Origin of the sequence: Rhizobium mulingense (assembly GCF_029194105.1) — a bacterium.
In the GTDB taxonomy this organism is placed as follows: domain Bacteria; phylum Pseudomonadota; class Alphaproteobacteria; order Rhizobiales; family Rhizobiaceae; genus Rhizobium; species Rhizobium mulingense.
The window spans coordinates 85,686-101,912 of the sequence record NZ_JARFVE010000005.1; the positions used below are offsets into that span (position 1 = coordinate 85,686).

Annotated in this window: 11 protein-coding genes; 6 read left to right on the forward strand and 5 right to left on the reverse strand. The window is 61.6% G+C overall.

Going from position 1 to position 16,227, the window contains the following annotated elements:
* Positions 1-15 precede the first annotated feature (15 nt).
* On the forward strand, positions 16-1,632 hold the full coding sequence (gene purH / locus PYR71_RS13105) for a bifunctional phosphoribosylaminoimidazolecarboxamide formyltransferase/IMP cyclohydrolase (protein ID WP_275619666.1): 1,617 nt from the start codon (positions 16-18) through the stop codon (positions 1,630-1,632).
* A gap of 27 nt (positions 1,633-1,659) precedes the next feature.
* Here purH and PYR71_RS13110 read toward each other — a convergent pair whose 3' ends face one another.
* Positions 1,660-3,048, reverse strand: a complete 1,389-nt coding sequence (locus PYR71_RS13110) for an MFS transporter (RefSeq protein ID WP_275619667.1) — start codon at positions 3,046-3,048, stop codon at positions 1,660-1,662.
* Between the two features lie 24 nt (positions 3,049-3,072).
* Positions 3,073-7,848 (reverse strand): NAD-glutamate dehydrogenase, encoded by a 4,776-nt coding sequence (locus PYR71_RS13115; RefSeq protein ID WP_275619668.1) that lies wholly within the window; start codon positions 7,846-7,848, stop codon positions 3,073-3,075.
* A 270-nt stretch (positions 7,849-8,118) separates the two neighbouring features.
* On the opposite strand from PYR71_RS13115, the gene pdxY reads away from it, so the two are divergent.
* From pdxY to PYR71_RS13130, 3 genes are all read left to right on the forward strand, one after another.
* Positions 8,119-8,994, forward strand: a complete 876-nt coding sequence (pdxY, locus tag PYR71_RS13120) for a pyridoxal kinase PdxY (protein WP_275619669.1) — start codon at positions 8,119-8,121, stop codon at positions 8,992-8,994.
* Between the two features lie 71 nt (positions 8,995-9,065).
* Complete coding sequence (locus tag PYR71_RS13125; protein ID WP_010031455.1) at positions 9,066-9,707, forward strand: carbonic anhydrase; 642 nt, start codon at positions 9,066-9,068, stop codon at positions 9,705-9,707.
* A 94-nt stretch (positions 9,708-9,801) separates the two neighbouring features.
* Entirely contained in the window at positions 9,802-11,421 is a 1,620-nt protein-coding gene (locus PYR71_RS13130; RefSeq protein ID WP_275619670.1) for a GGDEF domain-containing protein, read from the forward strand.
* A gap of 53 nt (positions 11,422-11,474) precedes the next feature.
* On the opposite strand, the gene PYR71_RS13135 is transcribed toward PYR71_RS13130, so the two are convergent.
* The 3 genes from PYR71_RS13135 to PYR71_RS13145 form a co-directional block, all read right to left on the reverse strand.
* A complete protein-coding gene (locus PYR71_RS13135) occupies positions 11,475-12,299 on the reverse strand; it encodes a lytic murein transglycosylase (RefSeq protein WP_275619671.1) in 825 nt (274 codons plus the stop codon).
* A 169-nt stretch (positions 12,300-12,468) separates the two neighbouring features.
* Positions 12,469-13,503, reverse strand: a complete 1,035-nt coding sequence (locus PYR71_RS13140; RefSeq protein WP_064683966.1) for an aspartate-semialdehyde dehydrogenase — start codon at positions 13,501-13,503, stop codon at positions 12,469-12,471.
* 112 nt (positions 13,504-13,615) lie between these two features.
* Positions 13,616-13,846 (reverse strand): hypothetical protein, encoded by a 231-nt coding sequence (locus tag PYR71_RS13145; RefSeq protein ID WP_275619672.1) that lies wholly within the window; start codon positions 13,844-13,846, stop codon positions 13,616-13,618.
* Between the two features lie 68 nt (positions 13,847-13,914).
* Here PYR71_RS13145 and PYR71_RS13150 point away from each other — a divergent pair, with 68 nt between their 5' ends.
* Together PYR71_RS13150 and PYR71_RS13155 are read left to right on the forward strand one after the other, a co-directional pair.
* Positions 13,915-15,669, forward strand: a complete 1,755-nt coding sequence (locus PYR71_RS13150; protein WP_275619673.1) for an alkaline phosphatase — start codon at positions 13,915-13,917, stop codon at positions 15,667-15,669.
* A gap of 94 nt (positions 15,670-15,763) precedes the next feature.
* Positions 15,764-16,225 (forward strand): hypothetical protein, encoded by a 462-nt coding sequence (locus PYR71_RS13155; RefSeq protein ID WP_275619674.1) that lies wholly within the window; start codon positions 15,764-15,766, stop codon positions 16,223-16,225.
* The last annotated feature ends 2 nt before the right edge of the window (positions 16,226-16,227 follow it).

Here is a 16,227-nt window from a genome sequence, read left to right on the forward strand (position 1 = left end):
GAACGGAGAAAGTTCATGGCCGTCATTTCCAAGAAGATCCCCGCCCCGGACAAGGTCGAAATCAAGACCGCGCTCCTCTCCGTCTTCGACAAGACGGGGATCGTCGAGCTCGCCCACGCCTTGTCTGAAAGAGGCGTGCGCCTACTGTCGACCGGCGGCACCTACAAGGCGATTGCCGCGGCCGGTCTCACCGTCACCGATGTTTCCGACATCACCGGTTTTCCCGAGATCATGGACGGGCGCGTCAAGACGCTGCATCCGACGGTGCATGGCGGCCTGCTGGCGATCCGTGACGACAGCGAGCATCAGGAAGCGATGAAGAAGCATGGCATCGAGGCCATCGACCTCGCCGTCATCAACCTCTATCCTTTCGAAGAGGTGCGCGCGGCCGGCGGCGACTATCCGACGACCGTTGAGAACATCGATATCGGCGGCCCGGCGATGATGCGGGCATCGGCCAAGAACCACGCCTATGTGACCATTCTGACCGATCCCAACGATTATGCCGAGTTCAAGGAGCAGCTTTCGGCCGATGCCGGCAAGACGGCCTACGCCTTCCGCCAGCGCATGGCGGCTAAGGCCTATGCCCGCACCGCCGCTTATGACGCTGCGATTGCCAACTGGTTTGCCGAGGCGCTGTCGATCGACACGCCGCGCCATCGCGTCATCGGCGGCGTGCTGAAGGAAGAGATGCGCTACGGCGAAAACCCACACCAGAAGGCCGCCTTCTATGTGACCGACGAGAAGCGCCCGGGTGTTTCGACGGCTATCCTTCTCCAGGGCAAACAGCTCTCTTACAACAATATCAACGATACAGACGCCGCCTACGAGCTCGTCGCCGAGTTCCTGCCGGAAAAGGCCCCGGCCTGCGCCATCATCAAGCACGCCAATCCCTGCGGCGTTGCCACCGGTTCGAGCCTGGTCGAAGCCTATCAGCGGGCGCTTGCCTGCGATTCCGTTTCCGCCTTCGGGGGCATCATCGCGCTCAACCAGATATTGGACGCCGAAACAGCCGAAGAGATCGTCAAGCTCTTCACCGAGGTGATCATCGCCCCCGATGTCACCGAAGAGGCAAAGGCGATCGTTGCGCGCAAACCGAACCTCAGGCTCCTGTCTGCCGGTGGCCTGCCCGATCCGCGCGTTGCAGGGCTGACGGCGAAGACCGTCTCCGGCGGCCTGCTGGTCCAGAGCCGCGACAACGGCATGGTCGAGGATCTGGAACTCAAGGTCGTTACCAAGCGTGCGCCGACTGCGCAGGAGCTCGAGGACATGAAGTTTGCCTTCAAGGTCGGCAAACATGTCAAATCGAATGCCGTGGTCTATGCCAAGGACGGCCAGACGGCCGGCATCGGCGCCGGGCAGATGAGCCGGGTCGATTCCGCCCGCATCGCCGCGCTGAAGGCCGAAGAAGCCGCCAAGGCGCTCGGCCTTGCGGTTCCGATGACAAAGGGGTCGGCGGTTGCCTCGGAAGCCTTCCTGCCCTTTGCCGACGGTCTTTTGTCGATGATTGCCGCAGGCGCGACGGCGGTCATCCAGCCGGGCGGCTCGATGCGCGACCAGGAAGTCATCGATGCCGCCAACGAGCACGGCATCGCGATGGTCTTCACAGGCATGCGCCACTTCCGCCACTGAAGAAGTGCTGGAAATGATCGGGCATTCCTATGCCCGGTCGGCGGGATAGGGCGTGCGGATCAAGAGCAGCAGGCCGCCAGCGAGGAACAGGATCAGCGTCGCCATTCCGAGCCTCGGTGATCCGCTGATATAGGTCACCAACGAGAAGAGCAGCGTCGCCATGAAACTCGTGGCGCGCCCTGAAAGCGCGTAGATGCCGAAGTAGCGGCCGGCTTCCTCCAGGCTGACGCTGCGGGCGAGATAGGAGCGCGACGAGGCCTGCACCGGCCCGAAGGCGAGCCCGATCAGCAGGCCATAAAGGATATAGGCCTTTTCCGCATCGGTGCCGAAGAGACCGCCGGAATCGGCCGTCGGCAGCGGCATCAGGCCAAACAGCGTGTAGCCCGGCCCGGTCGAGATGATGCCGACGGTGGCGAGAAGCAGCGTGGTGAGGCTGATGACGACAGTCACCTTCGAACCGACCCCCCTGTCGATCCGGCCGGCGATCAGGCAGCCGAAGATGGCGATGACGTTGAGGATGATGCCGTAGAGGCCGATCTCGATCGTCGCCCAGCCGAACATGCCGGCTGCAAACACGCCGCCGAGGATCAGCAGGCCGTTGACGCCGTCCTGATAGATCATGCGGGCAATCAGGAATTTCAGGATGCCGCGCCGCTCTTTGAGTTCGCCGAGCGTGTTTCTCAGCTCCCGCAGGCCGGCGCGGATGGCAGTGCCGAAGGGCAGGCCTCTGCCTACATCGGGCGTGAAGAAGAACATCGGTAGGATGAAGATCAGGTACCAAACGGCCGAGATCGGCCCGGTGATGCGCGCATCCTGGCCGGTCTTGGGATCAAGGCCAAAAAGCGGGTCGAGACCGAGAACGGTCTTGCCGCTTTCCGGGCTTGCCGCCAGAAGCGTAACGACGGCAATCAGCACGATGATGCCGCCGAGATAACCAAGCCCCCAGGCGGTGTTGGAAAGCTTGCCGACCTCATGCTTGGCGACGAGGCGCGGCATCATCGAATCGTTGAAGACGATCGAAAACTCGGCCGAAATCGAGGCGAGGATCATGAAGATCACGGGATAGAGGACAGGCGAACCCGGGGCGGCGAACCACAGGCCGAAAAGGCTCGCGATCTTGATGATCGCGAAGAAACCGATCCAGGGTTTGCGTGCGCCGGACTGGTCGGCGATGGAGCCGAGAACCGGCGAGAGCAGGGCGATGATCACCGAAGAGCTCGTCGCCATGTTGCTCCACGTCGTCTGGGCCGACACCGGGTCATCGGTCAGGCGCGAGACGAAATAGGGCCCGAAGATGAAGGTGGTGACCACGGTGAAGAAGGGCTGCGCCGCCCAATCGAAGAACATCCACCCCCAGATGCCCTTCTCCGTGGCTTTCGGCGGCTGCGTTCCTGTCCAGTCTATGCGATTCAACATCCGCTCCTGTTTTGGCGGACTGTCTCACCTCGCCCGGTCGCGCGCAAGATCGGTCAGGATACCTGCAGCCACGGTAATACGCGCGAGATTGGGGTCGCCGCTGTCGCTGAGGCTCGAAAGCTCCTCGACGATGCGGTTGATGCGGACACGATCGTGGGCATGCCATGCCTGGACGGGCAGCTTTTCCTTGCCGTGGTCGGAAAGGGCCGAGATGACGATGTCGCGCCGGGCGCTGGCGATCTGGTCAATGCTGCGGGCAAGCGCCAGATTTTCGTAGTGGTCGGAGGTGAGGATCCGGCCGCCGGCCGCCAGCAGCCGGGCAATCCGGAAGGTCTTCGACACTGCGAAATAATTCTCGGCCGCACGCACCAGCGGCTCACCGGTGCGCTCGGCAATCTGCATGATCTCCGGCACCAGCGCGAAGCTCTGGAGGTCGGCGATCTCGGCAGCTAGCTTTTCCGGCACACCTGCCTGGGCATATTCCGCCTGGCGTGCCGCAGCATCGGCGGCTGCCTGCTCGGCGAAAGAAGGCCTCAGCTTCTTCAGGGCCGCCTGCAGCCGGCTAATCACCTCCGCCATATCGGCCTTGGTCATGGCGGTTTTCAACAGCAGCCGCGTGAGCACGATAAAGCTGTGGCTGATTTCCTCGTAGATTCGGTTCTGCACCTCGCCCGATATCGTACCGTCGAGTGCATCCGTCTCGGCCCAGAGCCGGGTGAGATCGAAACCATCGCGGGCAACGATTGCAGCGCGCACCACTTCCGGCGCCGAAGCCGCCGTGGCGTCAATCATGGCGACGATGAAGCTGGGCCCGCCGCGGTTGATCGCTTCGTTGGCAAGTACGGTCGCGATGATTTCACGCCGCAGACGATGGCTGGCGATATCGCCGGCGTTCGACTTCTGCATTTTGACGGGGAAATACTTCAACAGCGTCGACGCAAAATAGGGGTCGTCGGGTAGCTCGCTTGCGGCGAGCGCGTCGAAGAGCACGATCTTGGCATAGGAGACCAGCACGCCGATTTCCGGCCGCGTCAGCGGCTTGCCGGCAGTATAACGTTCGGCGAGGGTCTGGTCGTCGGGCAAGGTCTCGACCTTACGGTTCAGCTGACCGGCCCCCTCGAGCACGCTCATGAAGCGGCCGAGTTCCAGGCCGTTGGCCGTGCCCTTGCGCTCCGTCAGCGAGATCGCCAGCGACTGGAGATAATTGTTGCGCAGCACGAGGGCCGCCACTTCGCCGGTCATCGAGGAAAGAAGCTGGTCGCGTTTTGCCCGCGTCAGCCGCCCGTCATGCATGGCGGCGGCCAGCGCGATCTTGATGTTGACCTCGACGTCAGAGGTGTTGACGCCGGCCGAGTTGTCGATCGCGTCGGAATTGCAGCGCCCGCCGTTGAGACCGTAGGCGATACGGCCCTTCTGGGTGACGCCGAGGTTTGCGCCCTCGCCGATCACCTTGGCGCGCACCTCCGCCGCCGTGATGCGGATGGGGTCGTTGGCGCGGTCACCGACCTCGGTATCGGTTTCGGACGACGCTTTCACATAGGTGCCGATGCCGCCGAACCAGAGCAGGTCGACCGGACTCTTCAGGATCGCCGTCATGATCTCAAACGGCGTGGCGACGGCTTTGTCGATGCCGATCGCAGCGACCGCTTCCGGCGTCAGCGTCACCGATTTCGCTGCGCGGGAAATGATCATCGCTCCTTTCGAAAGCACGTTTCTGTCGAAATCCTGCCAGCTCGAGCGCGGGAGGTCGAAAAGCCGCTGGCGTTCTGCCAGCGTCTTTTCCATGTCGGGATCGGGATCGATGATGATGTCGCGGTGGTCGAAGGCGGCGACGAGCCGGATCTTCGGCGAGAGCAGCATGCCGTTGCCGAAGACGTCGCCCGACATGTCGCCGACGCCGGCGACCGTGAAGGGGGTCGTCTGGATGTCGATGTCCATCTCGCGGAAATGGCGTTTGACGGTTTCCCAGGCGCCGCGGGCGGTGATGCCCATCTTCTTGTGGTCGTAACCGGCCGAGCCGCCGGAGGCGAAGGCGTCGTCCAGCCAAAAGCCGGCTTCCTGCGCCAGCGCATTGGCCGTGTCGGAGAAGGTTGCCGTGCCCTTGTCGGCAGCGACGACGAAATAGGGGTCGTCTCCGTCGAGCCTAACCGTATCAGCCGGCGACACGATCTCGGCCCCGGAGATATTGTCGGTGATCGAGAGCAGGGTGCGGATATAGGTCTTGTAGGCCTCGCGGCCGGCGTTGAAGATTTCGTCGCGGCTGCCGCCGGCAGGGAGCTTTTTCGGATAGAAGCCGCCCTTGGCGCCGACCGGCACGATGACGGCGTTCTTGACCTGCTGCGCCTTGACGAGACCGAGCACCTCGGTGCGGTAATCCTCGGCGCGGTCCGACCAGCGCAGGCCGCCGCGCGCCACCTTGCCGAAGCGCAAATGCACGCCTTCGACCTCGACGCCGTAGACGAACATCTCGCGGAACGGTTTCGGCTGCGGCAGCCCGTCGACCAGATGCGGATCGAGCTTGAAGGCGAGCATCGCTTTCGGCGAACCATCAGGGTTTTTCTGGAAATAATTGGTGCGCAGCGTCGCATCGACGATGTTGACGTAGCGGCGCAGGATGCGGTCGTCGTCGAGGCTCGGCACCTCGGTGAGCTCGGCCTCGATCGCCTGGTGCAGCTCGGCGAGCTTCTTCACCCGGGTCTTCTCCGGAAGCTTGGGATCGAGCGTGTCGTGGAACAGCCGGAAAATGGCGGCAGCGACATCAGGATATTTGTCGAGTGTCGTTGCGATATAGTCCTGCGAATAGGCGATACCGGCCTGGCGGAGATAGCGCGCATAGGCGCGCAGCACATTTGTCTCACGCGCCGAGAGCCCGGCCGAAAGGATCAGCCGGTTGAAGCTGTCATTGTCGATTGTACCGGCGAAGGCGGCGACGAAGGCTTCCTCGAGGGCGGCGCCATAACGATGCAGGTCGATGTCGCGACCGTTACGGGTCTCGAGCTCCATGTCATGCAGCACGACGAGTTTGGTTTGGCCGTCGGCGACCGGCACCCCGATATCGAAGGTGCGTTCGCTGACAACATTGAAGCCGAGGTTCTCGAGAAGTGGCACGCGCCGTGACAGGGCCAGCTGACCGCCGGCGTGGAAGATCTTCAGCGAAAGGATGCGGCCCCGTTCTTCCTGACGATGATAGAATTGGATGCGGAGCGGCTCGCCGGCGGCGCAGGCGCCGATATCGGCGAGGTCCGCCACGGTTTCCTCAGGGGTGAAGGAATCCTGGAAGGCTTGGTCGACCGATATTTTCGGCGCCTTCGGCCCGGCCAGCGCTTCGAAGCGGTCGTCCCAGCGGGCAGTGATTTCGCGAATCGTCTGCTCGAGCTTGGCTTGCGGTATGCGTGGCGTCTTGCCGCCGGAGCGACCGATGATGAAATGCACGCGCGCCACGCCGCCTTCGGGGAAAGCCGGGTAATAGGCGGAGACACGCCCGTCATAGACGGTCTTCAGATAGGTACCGATCCGCTCGCGGACGATCGAATCATATTCCTCGCGCGGGACATAGACGATGACCGAGACAAAGCGGTCGAAGTGGTCGATGCGCGGCAGGACACGAACGCGCGGCCGGTCGGCCAGGTCGTTGATCTGCTCGGCAAAGCTTGCAAGCAATGTCGTGTCGATCTGGAAAAGATCGTCGCGCGGATAGGATTCCAGCGTGTTATCAAGCATGCGCCCGGAATGGCTCATCGGGTCGAAGCCGAAATGCTCCTTCACCTTTTCGATCTTGGAACGCAGCAGCGGGATTTCCGAGGCGAACGAGGTGTAGGCGGTCGAGGTGAAGAGGCCGACGATGCGCAGTTCGCCGGTGACATTACCCCCGGCGTCGAAACGCTTGACGCCGACATAATCCATATAGGCGCGGCGATGGACGATCGATTTCACATTCGCCTTGGTGACGATCAGGAAGTCGGGGCCGTCGAGGAAGGCGAGGATCTCGGGCGTCGTGGTCACGGCATCCTTGCCGGTGCGCAGCACGAGAACATCGGGATTGGAGAGGATGCCGAGGCCCGTGCCCTTGTCGCGCTCGACCTTGGCATCGGCACCTTTGCCGGAATAAATATATTCGCGCATGCCGAGGAAGGTGAAATTCTCGTCGCGCAACCAGGTCAGGAACGCCACCGCCTCGGCGTGTTCGGCCTTCCTGCGGCCGGCGGCGTTGGCCGAAAGCTCGGCGATCACCCCGTCGAGCTTGGAAAGCATTGGCTTCCAGTCCGAGACGGACAGACGGACCTGTTCAAGCACGGTCTGGATGCGATTGACGAGATCGGCAGCCTGGCTGGAATTCAACGGGGCGATATGAAGCTGGATGTGGCTGACGCGCGTCGCGGGATCACTCGGCTGGTCGGCGGAATAGAGCGTAGGCGCCTTGCCCTTCTCCATTATGAGGATGGGGTGCACGGCCATGAAGAGATCACGGTGGGTGCTCGTTACTTCACCCATCACCGATTCATAGAGGAAAGGCATATTCCGGTCGGTGACCGAAAGCACCGAGACGGCAATGCCGTCAGGCGCCACACCGCCGATGGTGTCGATACTGACGCGCGGGGTCTTGCTGTTCCAGGCGGCAAGTTCTTTCGCCGAATGTACGGCAGAAAGCGCCAGCATTTCAGGCGTGTACCGTTCGAGATCGTCATTGCTTGCCCGGCCGAAGAGAATTTCCGGATCGAGATGGGCCTCGCCCCTCTCGTTGGCGATCTTTCGCGCGCCTTCAATCTGTTTTTCTCGTTTCGGATTGTTTCTGGCAGCCATGGATCGCCTCCCGCAATGGACTGATTTTCTGCAAGCTAGCAGAAGATTCTTCGAAAAAATCTCTAAAATGGGGGCCAGCGGGATGGTTTTGATGCTTTTTGACGTCGGAAATGGGAAATTGTCGGCGATTTTTCCGATTTCGTAGCCAAAACAAACGTGGACGGCCCTCTTTTTTCCTCCGCCGCACATTTCCATGCTCACGTGAAGAATGGTTGACAGCGCAGCGTCAAAAAGATCATCAAACGCCATCATCATTCGGACTTCGGTATCATGTCGGAAAATGCAGCGGGCGCAGTCATCGTCATTTCCAGCCATGTCGTGCGCGGCTCGGTGGGCAACCGGGCGGCGGTGTTTGCGCTGGAGACGCTCGGCCATCCGGTCTGGGCGCTGCCGACCATCGTTTTGCCCTGGCATCCCGGCCATGGCCGTTCGACGCGGCTGACATTTGCGGAAGCCGATTTCGACGCGGCGATCGACGATCTGATGCGTGCGCCCTGGATCGGTGAAGTCCGGGCGGTGCTTTCGGGCTATTTCGGCAATGCTGCCCAGGCGCGCTCCGTCGCCCGGCTGATCGCTGCCCTCCGGCAAAACAATCCCGGACTGCTTTATGTCTGCGATCCCGTGATGGGCGACCTCGGCGGGCTCTACGTGCCGGAAGCCACGGCCGAGGCCATTCGTGACCATCTCATCCCGCTCGCTTCGCTGGCGACGCCGAATCGCTACGAGCTCGCCTGGCTGTCGGGAGCAGCACTTGACGACAACAGCGCGATCATGGAGGCGGCGTTGGCGCTCGGACCGTCGCGTATGCTCGTCACCTCGGCGGTGCCGATGATGGCGGGCGGCACCGGCAATCTCTACCTCTCCGGTCGTCACGCGCTTCTTGCCGAGCACCGCGTTGTCGAGAACCCGCCGAATGGTCTCGGCGACCTGCTCGCCGCGGTTTTTCTGTCGCGCCTGTTGTCCGGCCTCGAGGATGAAAAGGCGTTGCAGCTTGCCACCGCCAGCGTGTTCGAAGTGCTCGCGCGTGCCGTCAAGCGCGGCAGCAACGAGTTGATGCTGGCAAGCGACGCGTCCAGCCTTTCGACGCCGATGGCCATGGTGCAGATGCGTCGGCTCGTCCACCCGGCGCAGCGACGGAAAAAATGACGCATCTTCCAGAATGCTCATTTTGCGGTGCAGCAGTTGATCTTGTCTTCCGCGCGCGGTAATTCACTAGCATGCAGCGTTTCCCAAACACCCTTCTGGACGGCTATCGCAACTTTATGAACGGGCGTTACGCCGACGCTCGGGACAGGTATCGGCAACTGGCCGAAAACGGTCAAAGTCCCAGTACGCTGGTGATTGCCTGTTCGGATTCACGTGCGGCTCCCGAGCTGATCTTCGATGCCGGCCCGGGCGAGCTTTTCGTTATCCGCAACGTCGCCAATATGGTGCCGCCCTACGAGCCGGACGGTCATTTCCATTCGACATCGGCCGCGCTCGAATTTGCCGTGCAGGCGCTGAAGGTCTCGGATATCGTGGTGATGGGCCATGGCCGCTGCGGCGGCATCCGCGCGGCGCTCGATCCGAATGCAGAGCCGCTGTCGCCGGGCGATTTCATCGGTCGCTGGATGTCGCTGGTCAAACCGGCAGCCGAGCAGATCCAGAGCAATGACGTGATGACGGCTGCCGAGCGGCAGACGGCGCTGGAGCGTGTCTCGATCCGCAATTCGATCGACAATCTCAGAAGCTTTCCCGATATCAAGGCGCTCGAGGAAGCAGGAAAAATGCATCTCCACGGCGCCTGGTTCGACATATCGACGGGTGAACTCTGGGTCATGGACGCCGAAACGCGTGATTTCATTCGCCCCGAGATTTAGGGATCAACGAGTTTATCAGTTTTTTAAGGATTGTTGTTAACCTCCCTGAATTGGTCGCGCACGACCGACGTCTTGATCACCGTGGCGATTGGCGATGAAGTTCGAAACCATCAAAAAGGTTATTCTGGCGGCCATCTTGCTGCCCTTCGTCTTCATGCTCATCGAAGGCGTCGTCGTCATCCGGACTTCGCTGACACAATACCGGAACCTCGAGAAAGACCGGCAGTTCGCCGACGTGCTTGCCCGCGGCGGGTCCATCGCCGCCACGGAGATCCTGAGTGAAATCGGCGCCACGCGCCGCTATCTCGCCCATCCCAGCAGCAGGAACGCGATCGACATGCAGCGCAGCCGGGCGACGCTCGACAACGAACGCCGAGCTTTTTACGCCAGCCTGCCTTCCCGCGACGTGTTCGATGAAGGGCTTGTGGACGAATTATCGGCTCTCGGCCTCGCCTATAGCCGCATCGTCGCCGCCCGAAGCGCCGTCGACCAGGGTCGCTATGCCGGTGGCGATCCCGGTGCCATCTACTGGTACGCAGCTCTCAAGCAGCTTGCCGTCGTCGATGCGCTCTCCCCGCTGATCAACGATCCGGTGCTGCTCGAGAAATCCAACCAGCTGATGGGCATCATGCTGACCTACTACGGCGAAAGGCTGATCACCGGGATTGGCACGCGTTATCTTGACCGGGGCCCTTCCGCCAGATTTCCGGTGGAGCTGTTGGTGCAGGGAAAAGTGATGATCGGCGAGGGTATGGACCACATGGTCTTCCACTCCGCGGCGCCGATCGTGCGCGATATCGTCGGCTATCTCGGTCGCAGCAGCCAGGTGAAGGCGAATGCCATCACCGATGCGATCCTCGCCGGATCGCGGCCGACGCGCGCAATACGTGACGTCTGGGCCACGGCGCAGAACGAACGCATGAGCTTCCTGCAGCAGAAGATGATCGAGGCCGCCCGAGATATTCACGACACTGGCGAGAACTTTTCGACGCGTTCGCACCTGCATTTGACGCGGATCCTGGCGCTATGCGCTGGTCTGCTGATCCTCGCCACATTGGTGATGGTGCTGGCGGCAAGGGGTCTGCGCCTGATCGACCGGCTGACGCAGGATCGCGAGGCGCTGGTGGCGGAGTTGCGCAACGCTGCCCAGACCGACCTCTTGACCGGCCTGTACAACAGGCGCGGCTTCGAGGTCGCCGCATCGGCGCTTCTCACCCAGGCGGAACACGGGTCACGCTGGATATCCGTCGTGCTGTTCGATCTCGATCATTTCAAGAAGATCAACGATGTCAACGGTCATGATGCCGGCGACGCCGTGCTTCGCCATGTCGCGGGCATCGCGCGCCAGAATTTCCGCTCCTTCGATCTGCTGGTGCGTCATGGCGGCGAGGAATTCCTGGCGCTTCTGCCCGATTCGATGCCAGCCGACGCTGCCATCGTCGCCGAGCGGGTGCGGCTGGCGATCGAGATGGCGGAAATCCCTTTACCGAGCGGCGATCTGCTCAAGGTGACGGCGAGTTTCGGATGCGCCGGCCGGGCAAACGATGGCGCAAGCCGGAGCTTCGAGGATCTTGTCAAACGCGCAGATCTGGCGCTTTACGCCGCCAAGGCCTCCGGCCGCAACTGCGTCGTTTCGGGGCCGGTCGTCCCGGCTCCGCCGCAAGAGGAACGCCGCAAGACGGCCTCCGGCGGTGGTTTCGATTCCCGCCTCTGAAAAACGCCGCATCTTGCAGCGGCGCTTTTGCGGGATCGTTGCCAAATGAAGGCCTATCTGCCGCCGTCGATCTGCTGGCCGATATAGGCAATCGCCTGCTGATAGACGCTGGCGGCGTTCCAGCCCTGGATGGCAGCGAAATTCGGCTCTCCCGGCTGATAGCCGGCGCCGGCCTGCCAGCCGTGGCCCTTGAGAAAATTGGCGGTCGAGGCCAGCGCATCGGCGCGGGAACCGACCATGTCGACACGGCCATCGCCGTCGCCGTCGGCGCCGAAACGCACGACGTTCCTCGGCAGGAACTGCGTCTGGCCGATTTCACCATGGGCGGCACCCTTGGCCTGCGGGCTCAGATACCCCTCCGAGACGAGCTGGAGCGCGGCATAAAGCTGGTCGGTGAAATATTCGGAACGACGGCAGTCATAGGCAAGGGTCGAAACAGCCGACAGCGTATGCTGGTTGCCCATATAGCTGCCAAAACCGGTCTCCATGCCCCAGATGGCGATCAGGGGGCCGGCGGGAACGCCGAAGCGGCGTTCGATCGAGGCAAAAAGCGCCTGGTTGGCCGCCTTCATCGAACGACCCCGGGAAATGACGGCGGCACCGCCGCGCTTCTGCATGAAGGCGTCGAAGGAGAGCTTGAAGCTTTTCTGGCCGCGGTCGGCGGCGATCGTCGGCTTGTTGTAGTTGACGTTGGCGAAGGCGCGGCTGAGCACCGATTGGCTGACGCCATTGGCCGCTGCCGTCTGCTTGAAATCGGCAACCCAGGCGTCGAAGCCGGCGCTGGTATTGCCACATTGCGGTCCTTGCGCGAATACCGGTACCGCGTGGAGGACGCCCATTGCCGCAGCGGCCGCCAGAAACAACTTTGTCATGCGCATTGAGAAACCCCGCTCTCGATCTGCATAGTTTTTAAGCGGGCAAGAGAATGCCAGCCACTCGCGATTTTGTCACGATCACCTTTTATCGAGCGCTTATACAGTCGTGTTTGTCCTGGAAAAAGCCCCGCTCACCGAGCAGGGCTTATCATCTTATGGTTTACAAATGGTATCAGGCTGCCTGCTTGCGCGGCTTGACCAGGCCGCGATTGACGAGCAGCTCGGCGATCTGGATGGCGTTCAGCGCCGCGCCCTTACGCAGATTGTCGGAAACAACCCACATATTGAGGCCGTTTTCGACCGTCGCGTCCTCGCGGATGCGCGAAATGTAGGTCGCATCTTCGCCGGCGGATTCATAGGGCGTGATGTAGCCGCCGTTCTCGCGCTTGTCGATGACGAGGCAGCCGGGAGCGTCGCGCAGGATGTCGCGGGCCTGGTCGGCGGTGATCTCGTTTTCGAACTCGATGTTGACCGATTCCGAATGGCCGATGAAGACGGGCACGCGCACCGCCGTGCAGGTCACCTTGATCTTCGGATCGAGCATCTTCTTCGTCTCGGCCAGCACCTTCCACTCTTCCTTGGTGTAGCCATCCTCCATGAAGCTGTCGATGTGCGGGATGACGTTGAAGGCGATCCGCTTGGTGAACTTCTTGTTCTCGATCGGATCGGCGACGAAGACGGCGCGTGTCTGGTTGAAGAGTTCGTCCATCCCGTCCTTGCCGGCACCGGAGACGGACTGGTAGGTCGAGACGACGACGCGCTTGATCTTGGCGAAGTCGTGCAGCGGCTTCAGCGCCACCACCAGCTGGGCGGTCGAGCAATTCGGGTTGGCGATGATATTGCGCTTGGTGAACTGGCTGATGGCATCCGGGTTCACTTCCGGCACGATCAGCGGCACGTCGGCGTCGTAGCGCCAGGCCGAGGAATTGTCGATAACAACGCAGCCCTGCTGGCCGATCTTCGGCGAGAACTTCTTGGAAACCTCGCCGCCGGCCGACATCAGGCAGATGTCGGTGTCGGAGAAATCGTAGTTCTCCAGATTGGAGACCTTCAATGTCCGGTCACCGTAGGACACCTCGGTGCCCTGCGAACGCGCCGAGGCGAGCGCCACGACCTCATCGGCGGGGAAGCCTCGTTCGGAGAGGATGTTGAGCATCTCCCGGCCGACATTTCCGGTCGCTCCTGCAATTGCTACTTTGAAACCCATTTCTCAAGCTCTCTTTCTCTTCTCTCCTCTGGTCCGGTGAGGGGGAAAGGCGCGACGGATCGCGTCTTCCTGTCCCCAGCCGAGCCGGGGAGAGAGCGGCAGGCCAGAGACGTCAGACGGTTTTCGTCGTCGTTTTGGCCTTGGTTTTGGCAGAAACCGGAACGGTAATATCCACCCCGGCAACCCGTGCCCGGTCATCGCATGCGGCAATGGCGTGTTCGTCGCGAACCATGGAGATTCCTTTTCCGCTGTTGCTCTTAGAAGGTTTTCCACAGGAGTCAAGGTTTTTGCGCCGACAGCTTCGAGGCGGAAGGAGCGGTGTCGTCCTGCGGCGCCTTGTCATGCCGCTGTCATCACCCGGGGGTATCCCGACCCGGTTGTTAAGATCTGCAACGAAAACGGGGGTTTTCCATGCGTATGCTTCTCGCCGCGTTTGCGGCCACCACCATTCTCGCTAGCGCCGCTCAGGCGACGACGGTCTACCCGCTTGATCGCGCGACGATCCTTGTCGGTTCGCCGTTCGACTTCAAGGTCGAGCTCAACAAGCAGGTCAAGCCCGAAGACGTGAAGATCACGGTCAACGGCCAGGATTACAAGACCGTCCTCGGAGTGGAGGCTCAGTTCGTCGAATTGGAAAAGGGCAAGGAAGACAAGGCCCTCGGCTCCGCCCTGCTGCTGCGCGGCCTGAAGATTTCCGCTCCAGGCGACTACAAGGTCGAGGTCTCTGCCGGCGACGAAACGAAGTCGGTCACCTGGAACGTTTACGAAACCGCCGGTCAGCCAAAGGCCAAGAACATCATCTTCCTGCTCGGCGACGGCCTTTCCGTCGCCCATCGCACCGCTGCCCGCATCATGTCCAAGGGCATGACCGAAGGGAAGGCGAATGGCCGCCTGAACATGGACGATCTCGATCATATGGCTTTCATCGGCACGTCATCGACGAATGCCGTTGCCACGGACTCGGCCAACACCATGTCGGCCTACATGACCGGCCACAAGACAGCCGTTAACGCACTCGGCGTTTATGCGGACCGCACACCGGCCTCGCTCGACGACCCACGTGTCGAAACCATCGCAGAAGCCATTCGCCGCACGAGCAAGAAGTCGATCGGCATCGTCGCGACGTCCGAAGTCGAGGATGCAACGCCGGCCGCGGTTGTTTCCCACACCCGCAATCGCAACGACAAGGCCGACGTTGTCGGCATGCTGCTCGAGGTCAAGCCGGAAGTCATCCTCGGCGGCGGCTCGGCCTATTTCCTCGGCCAGGAAGTCGCCGGTTCCAAGCGCAAGGACAATCAGGACTACATCAAGCTGTTCCAGGATGCCGGCTACAAGCTTGCGACCGATAAGAACGAGCTTGCAGCCAATGCGTCGGCTGACGGCAATCTCCTTGGCCTCTTCCACACCGGCAACATGGACGTCACGCTCGATCGCGAATTCCTGAAGAAGGGCACCGTCGATAAGTTTCCGAACCAGCCGGGTCTCGTCGACATGACCAAGGTCGCGCTCGACCGCCTCTCCAAGAATCCTGACGGTTTCTTCCTGATGGTCGAAGGCTCTTCGATCGACAAGATGTCGCATCCGCTCGATTGGGATCGCGCCGTCATCGACACCATTGAATTCGACAAGGCGATCGGCGTTGCCCGCGAATTCCAGAAGGAGCATCCGGATACGCTGATCGTCGTCACCGGCGACCACACGCATGGCGTTTCGATCATCGGCACCGTCGATGACGAGAAGCCGGGCACGGAAATGCGCGAAAAGGTCGGCACCTATGCCGAAGCCGGCTTCCCGAACTACAAGGACGAAAACGGCGACGGTTACCCCGACAAGATCGATGTCAGCCGCCGCCTGTTCCTCAGCGCCAATAACGGCCCTGACCATTACGAAACCTTCCGTCCGAAGCTCGACGGTCCGTTCGTTCCGGCTGTCCAGAACGAAAAGAAGGAATATGTCGCCAACGAACAGTACAAGGATGTTCCGGGCGCGGTCCTCGTTCAGGGCAATCTGCCGAAGAGCAGCGAGAGCGGCGTCCATGCTGTCGACGACGTCGTTCTGCAGTCGGCCGGTCCGGGCGCCGAAGGCTTCCATGGCTACATGGAACAGAGCGACGTCTATCGCGTGCTCGCCGATACCTTCGCCCTCGGCGCCAAGCAAACGAACTGATCTCTAGACGCAAGGCTGCTTGTCGGCCTTGCGTCTTTCGTCGATCATGGTCCCGGCCGTTCAAGCGGCCGGGATTTGTTTCCTGGAGGTTGCCATGGACATGTTCTCTTCGCTGCATCTCAGCCGCCGCCGGCTGATCGGCGCTGCCGTTGTGCTCCCATTCACCGCTCACGCCGTTCGTGCCGCCGGCGCTTTGCTCTCTTTTGACGAGCTTTATGGCAAGTTCGGCGTGCTCGGCCTTGAGTTCTCCGATAAGGTCAAGCGCCTCGCCGGCCAGGAGATCAGCATGAAGGGCTTCATGGCGCCGCCGCTGAAGGCCGAGGCGCAGTTCTTCGTGCTCACTGAAGTGCCGATGTCGCTCTGCCCCTTCTGCTCTTCCGATGCGGACTGGCCCGACAATATCGTCGTCGTCTATCTCGGGGAGAAGCAGACCTTCGTGCAGCCGCGCCAGACGATCGAAGTGCGCGGCACACTGGAATATGGTTCCTGGACGGATCCGGAAACCGGCTTCGTCAGCCTGCTGCGCATCCGCCAGGCCGAATATTTCGCCGTGTGAAT

Bases quoted from the DNA above. Each gene is read 5' to 3' on its own strand.
- PYR71_RS13135 (WP_275619671.1), bottom strand. From the start codon at position 12,299: ATGCGCATGACAAAGTTGTTTCTGGCGGCCGCTGCGGCAATGGGCGTC.
- PYR71_RS13145 (WP_275619672.1), bottom strand. From the start codon at position 13,846: ATGACAAGGCGCCGCAGGACGACACCGCTCCTTCCGCCTCGAAGCTGT.
- PYR71_RS13115 (WP_275619668.1), bottom strand. From the start codon at position 7,848: ATGGCTGCCAGAAACAATCCGAAACGAGAAAAACAGATTGAAGGCGCG.
- PYR71_RS13155 (WP_275619674.1), top strand. From the start codon at position 15,764: ATGGACATGTTCTCTTCGCTGCATCTCAGCCGCCGCCGGCTGATCGGC.
- PYR71_RS13110 (WP_275619667.1), bottom strand. From the start codon at position 3,048: ATGTTGAATCGCATAGACTGGACAGGAACGCAGCCGCCGAAAGCCACG.
- pdxY (WP_275619669.1), top strand. From the start codon at position 8,119: ATGTCGGAAAATGCAGCGGGCGCAGTCATCGTCATTTCCAGCCATGTC.
- purH (WP_275619666.1), top strand. From the start codon at position 16: ATGGCCGTCATTTCCAAGAAGATCCCCGCCCCGGACAAGGTCGAAATC.
- PYR71_RS13140 (WP_064683966.1), bottom strand. From the start codon at position 13,503: ATGGGTTTCAAAGTAGCAATTGCAGGAGCGACCGGAAATGTCGGCCGG.
- PYR71_RS13150 (WP_275619673.1), top strand. From the start codon at position 13,915: ATGCGTATGCTTCTCGCCGCGTTTGCGGCCACCACCATTCTCGCTAGC.
- PYR71_RS13130 (WP_275619670.1), top strand. From the start codon at position 9,802: ATGAAGTTCGAAACCATCAAAAAGGTTATTCTGGCGGCCATCTTGCTG.
- PYR71_RS13125 (WP_010031455.1), top strand. From the start codon at position 9,066: ATGCAGCGTTTCCCAAACACCCTTCTGGACGGCTATCGCAACTTTATG.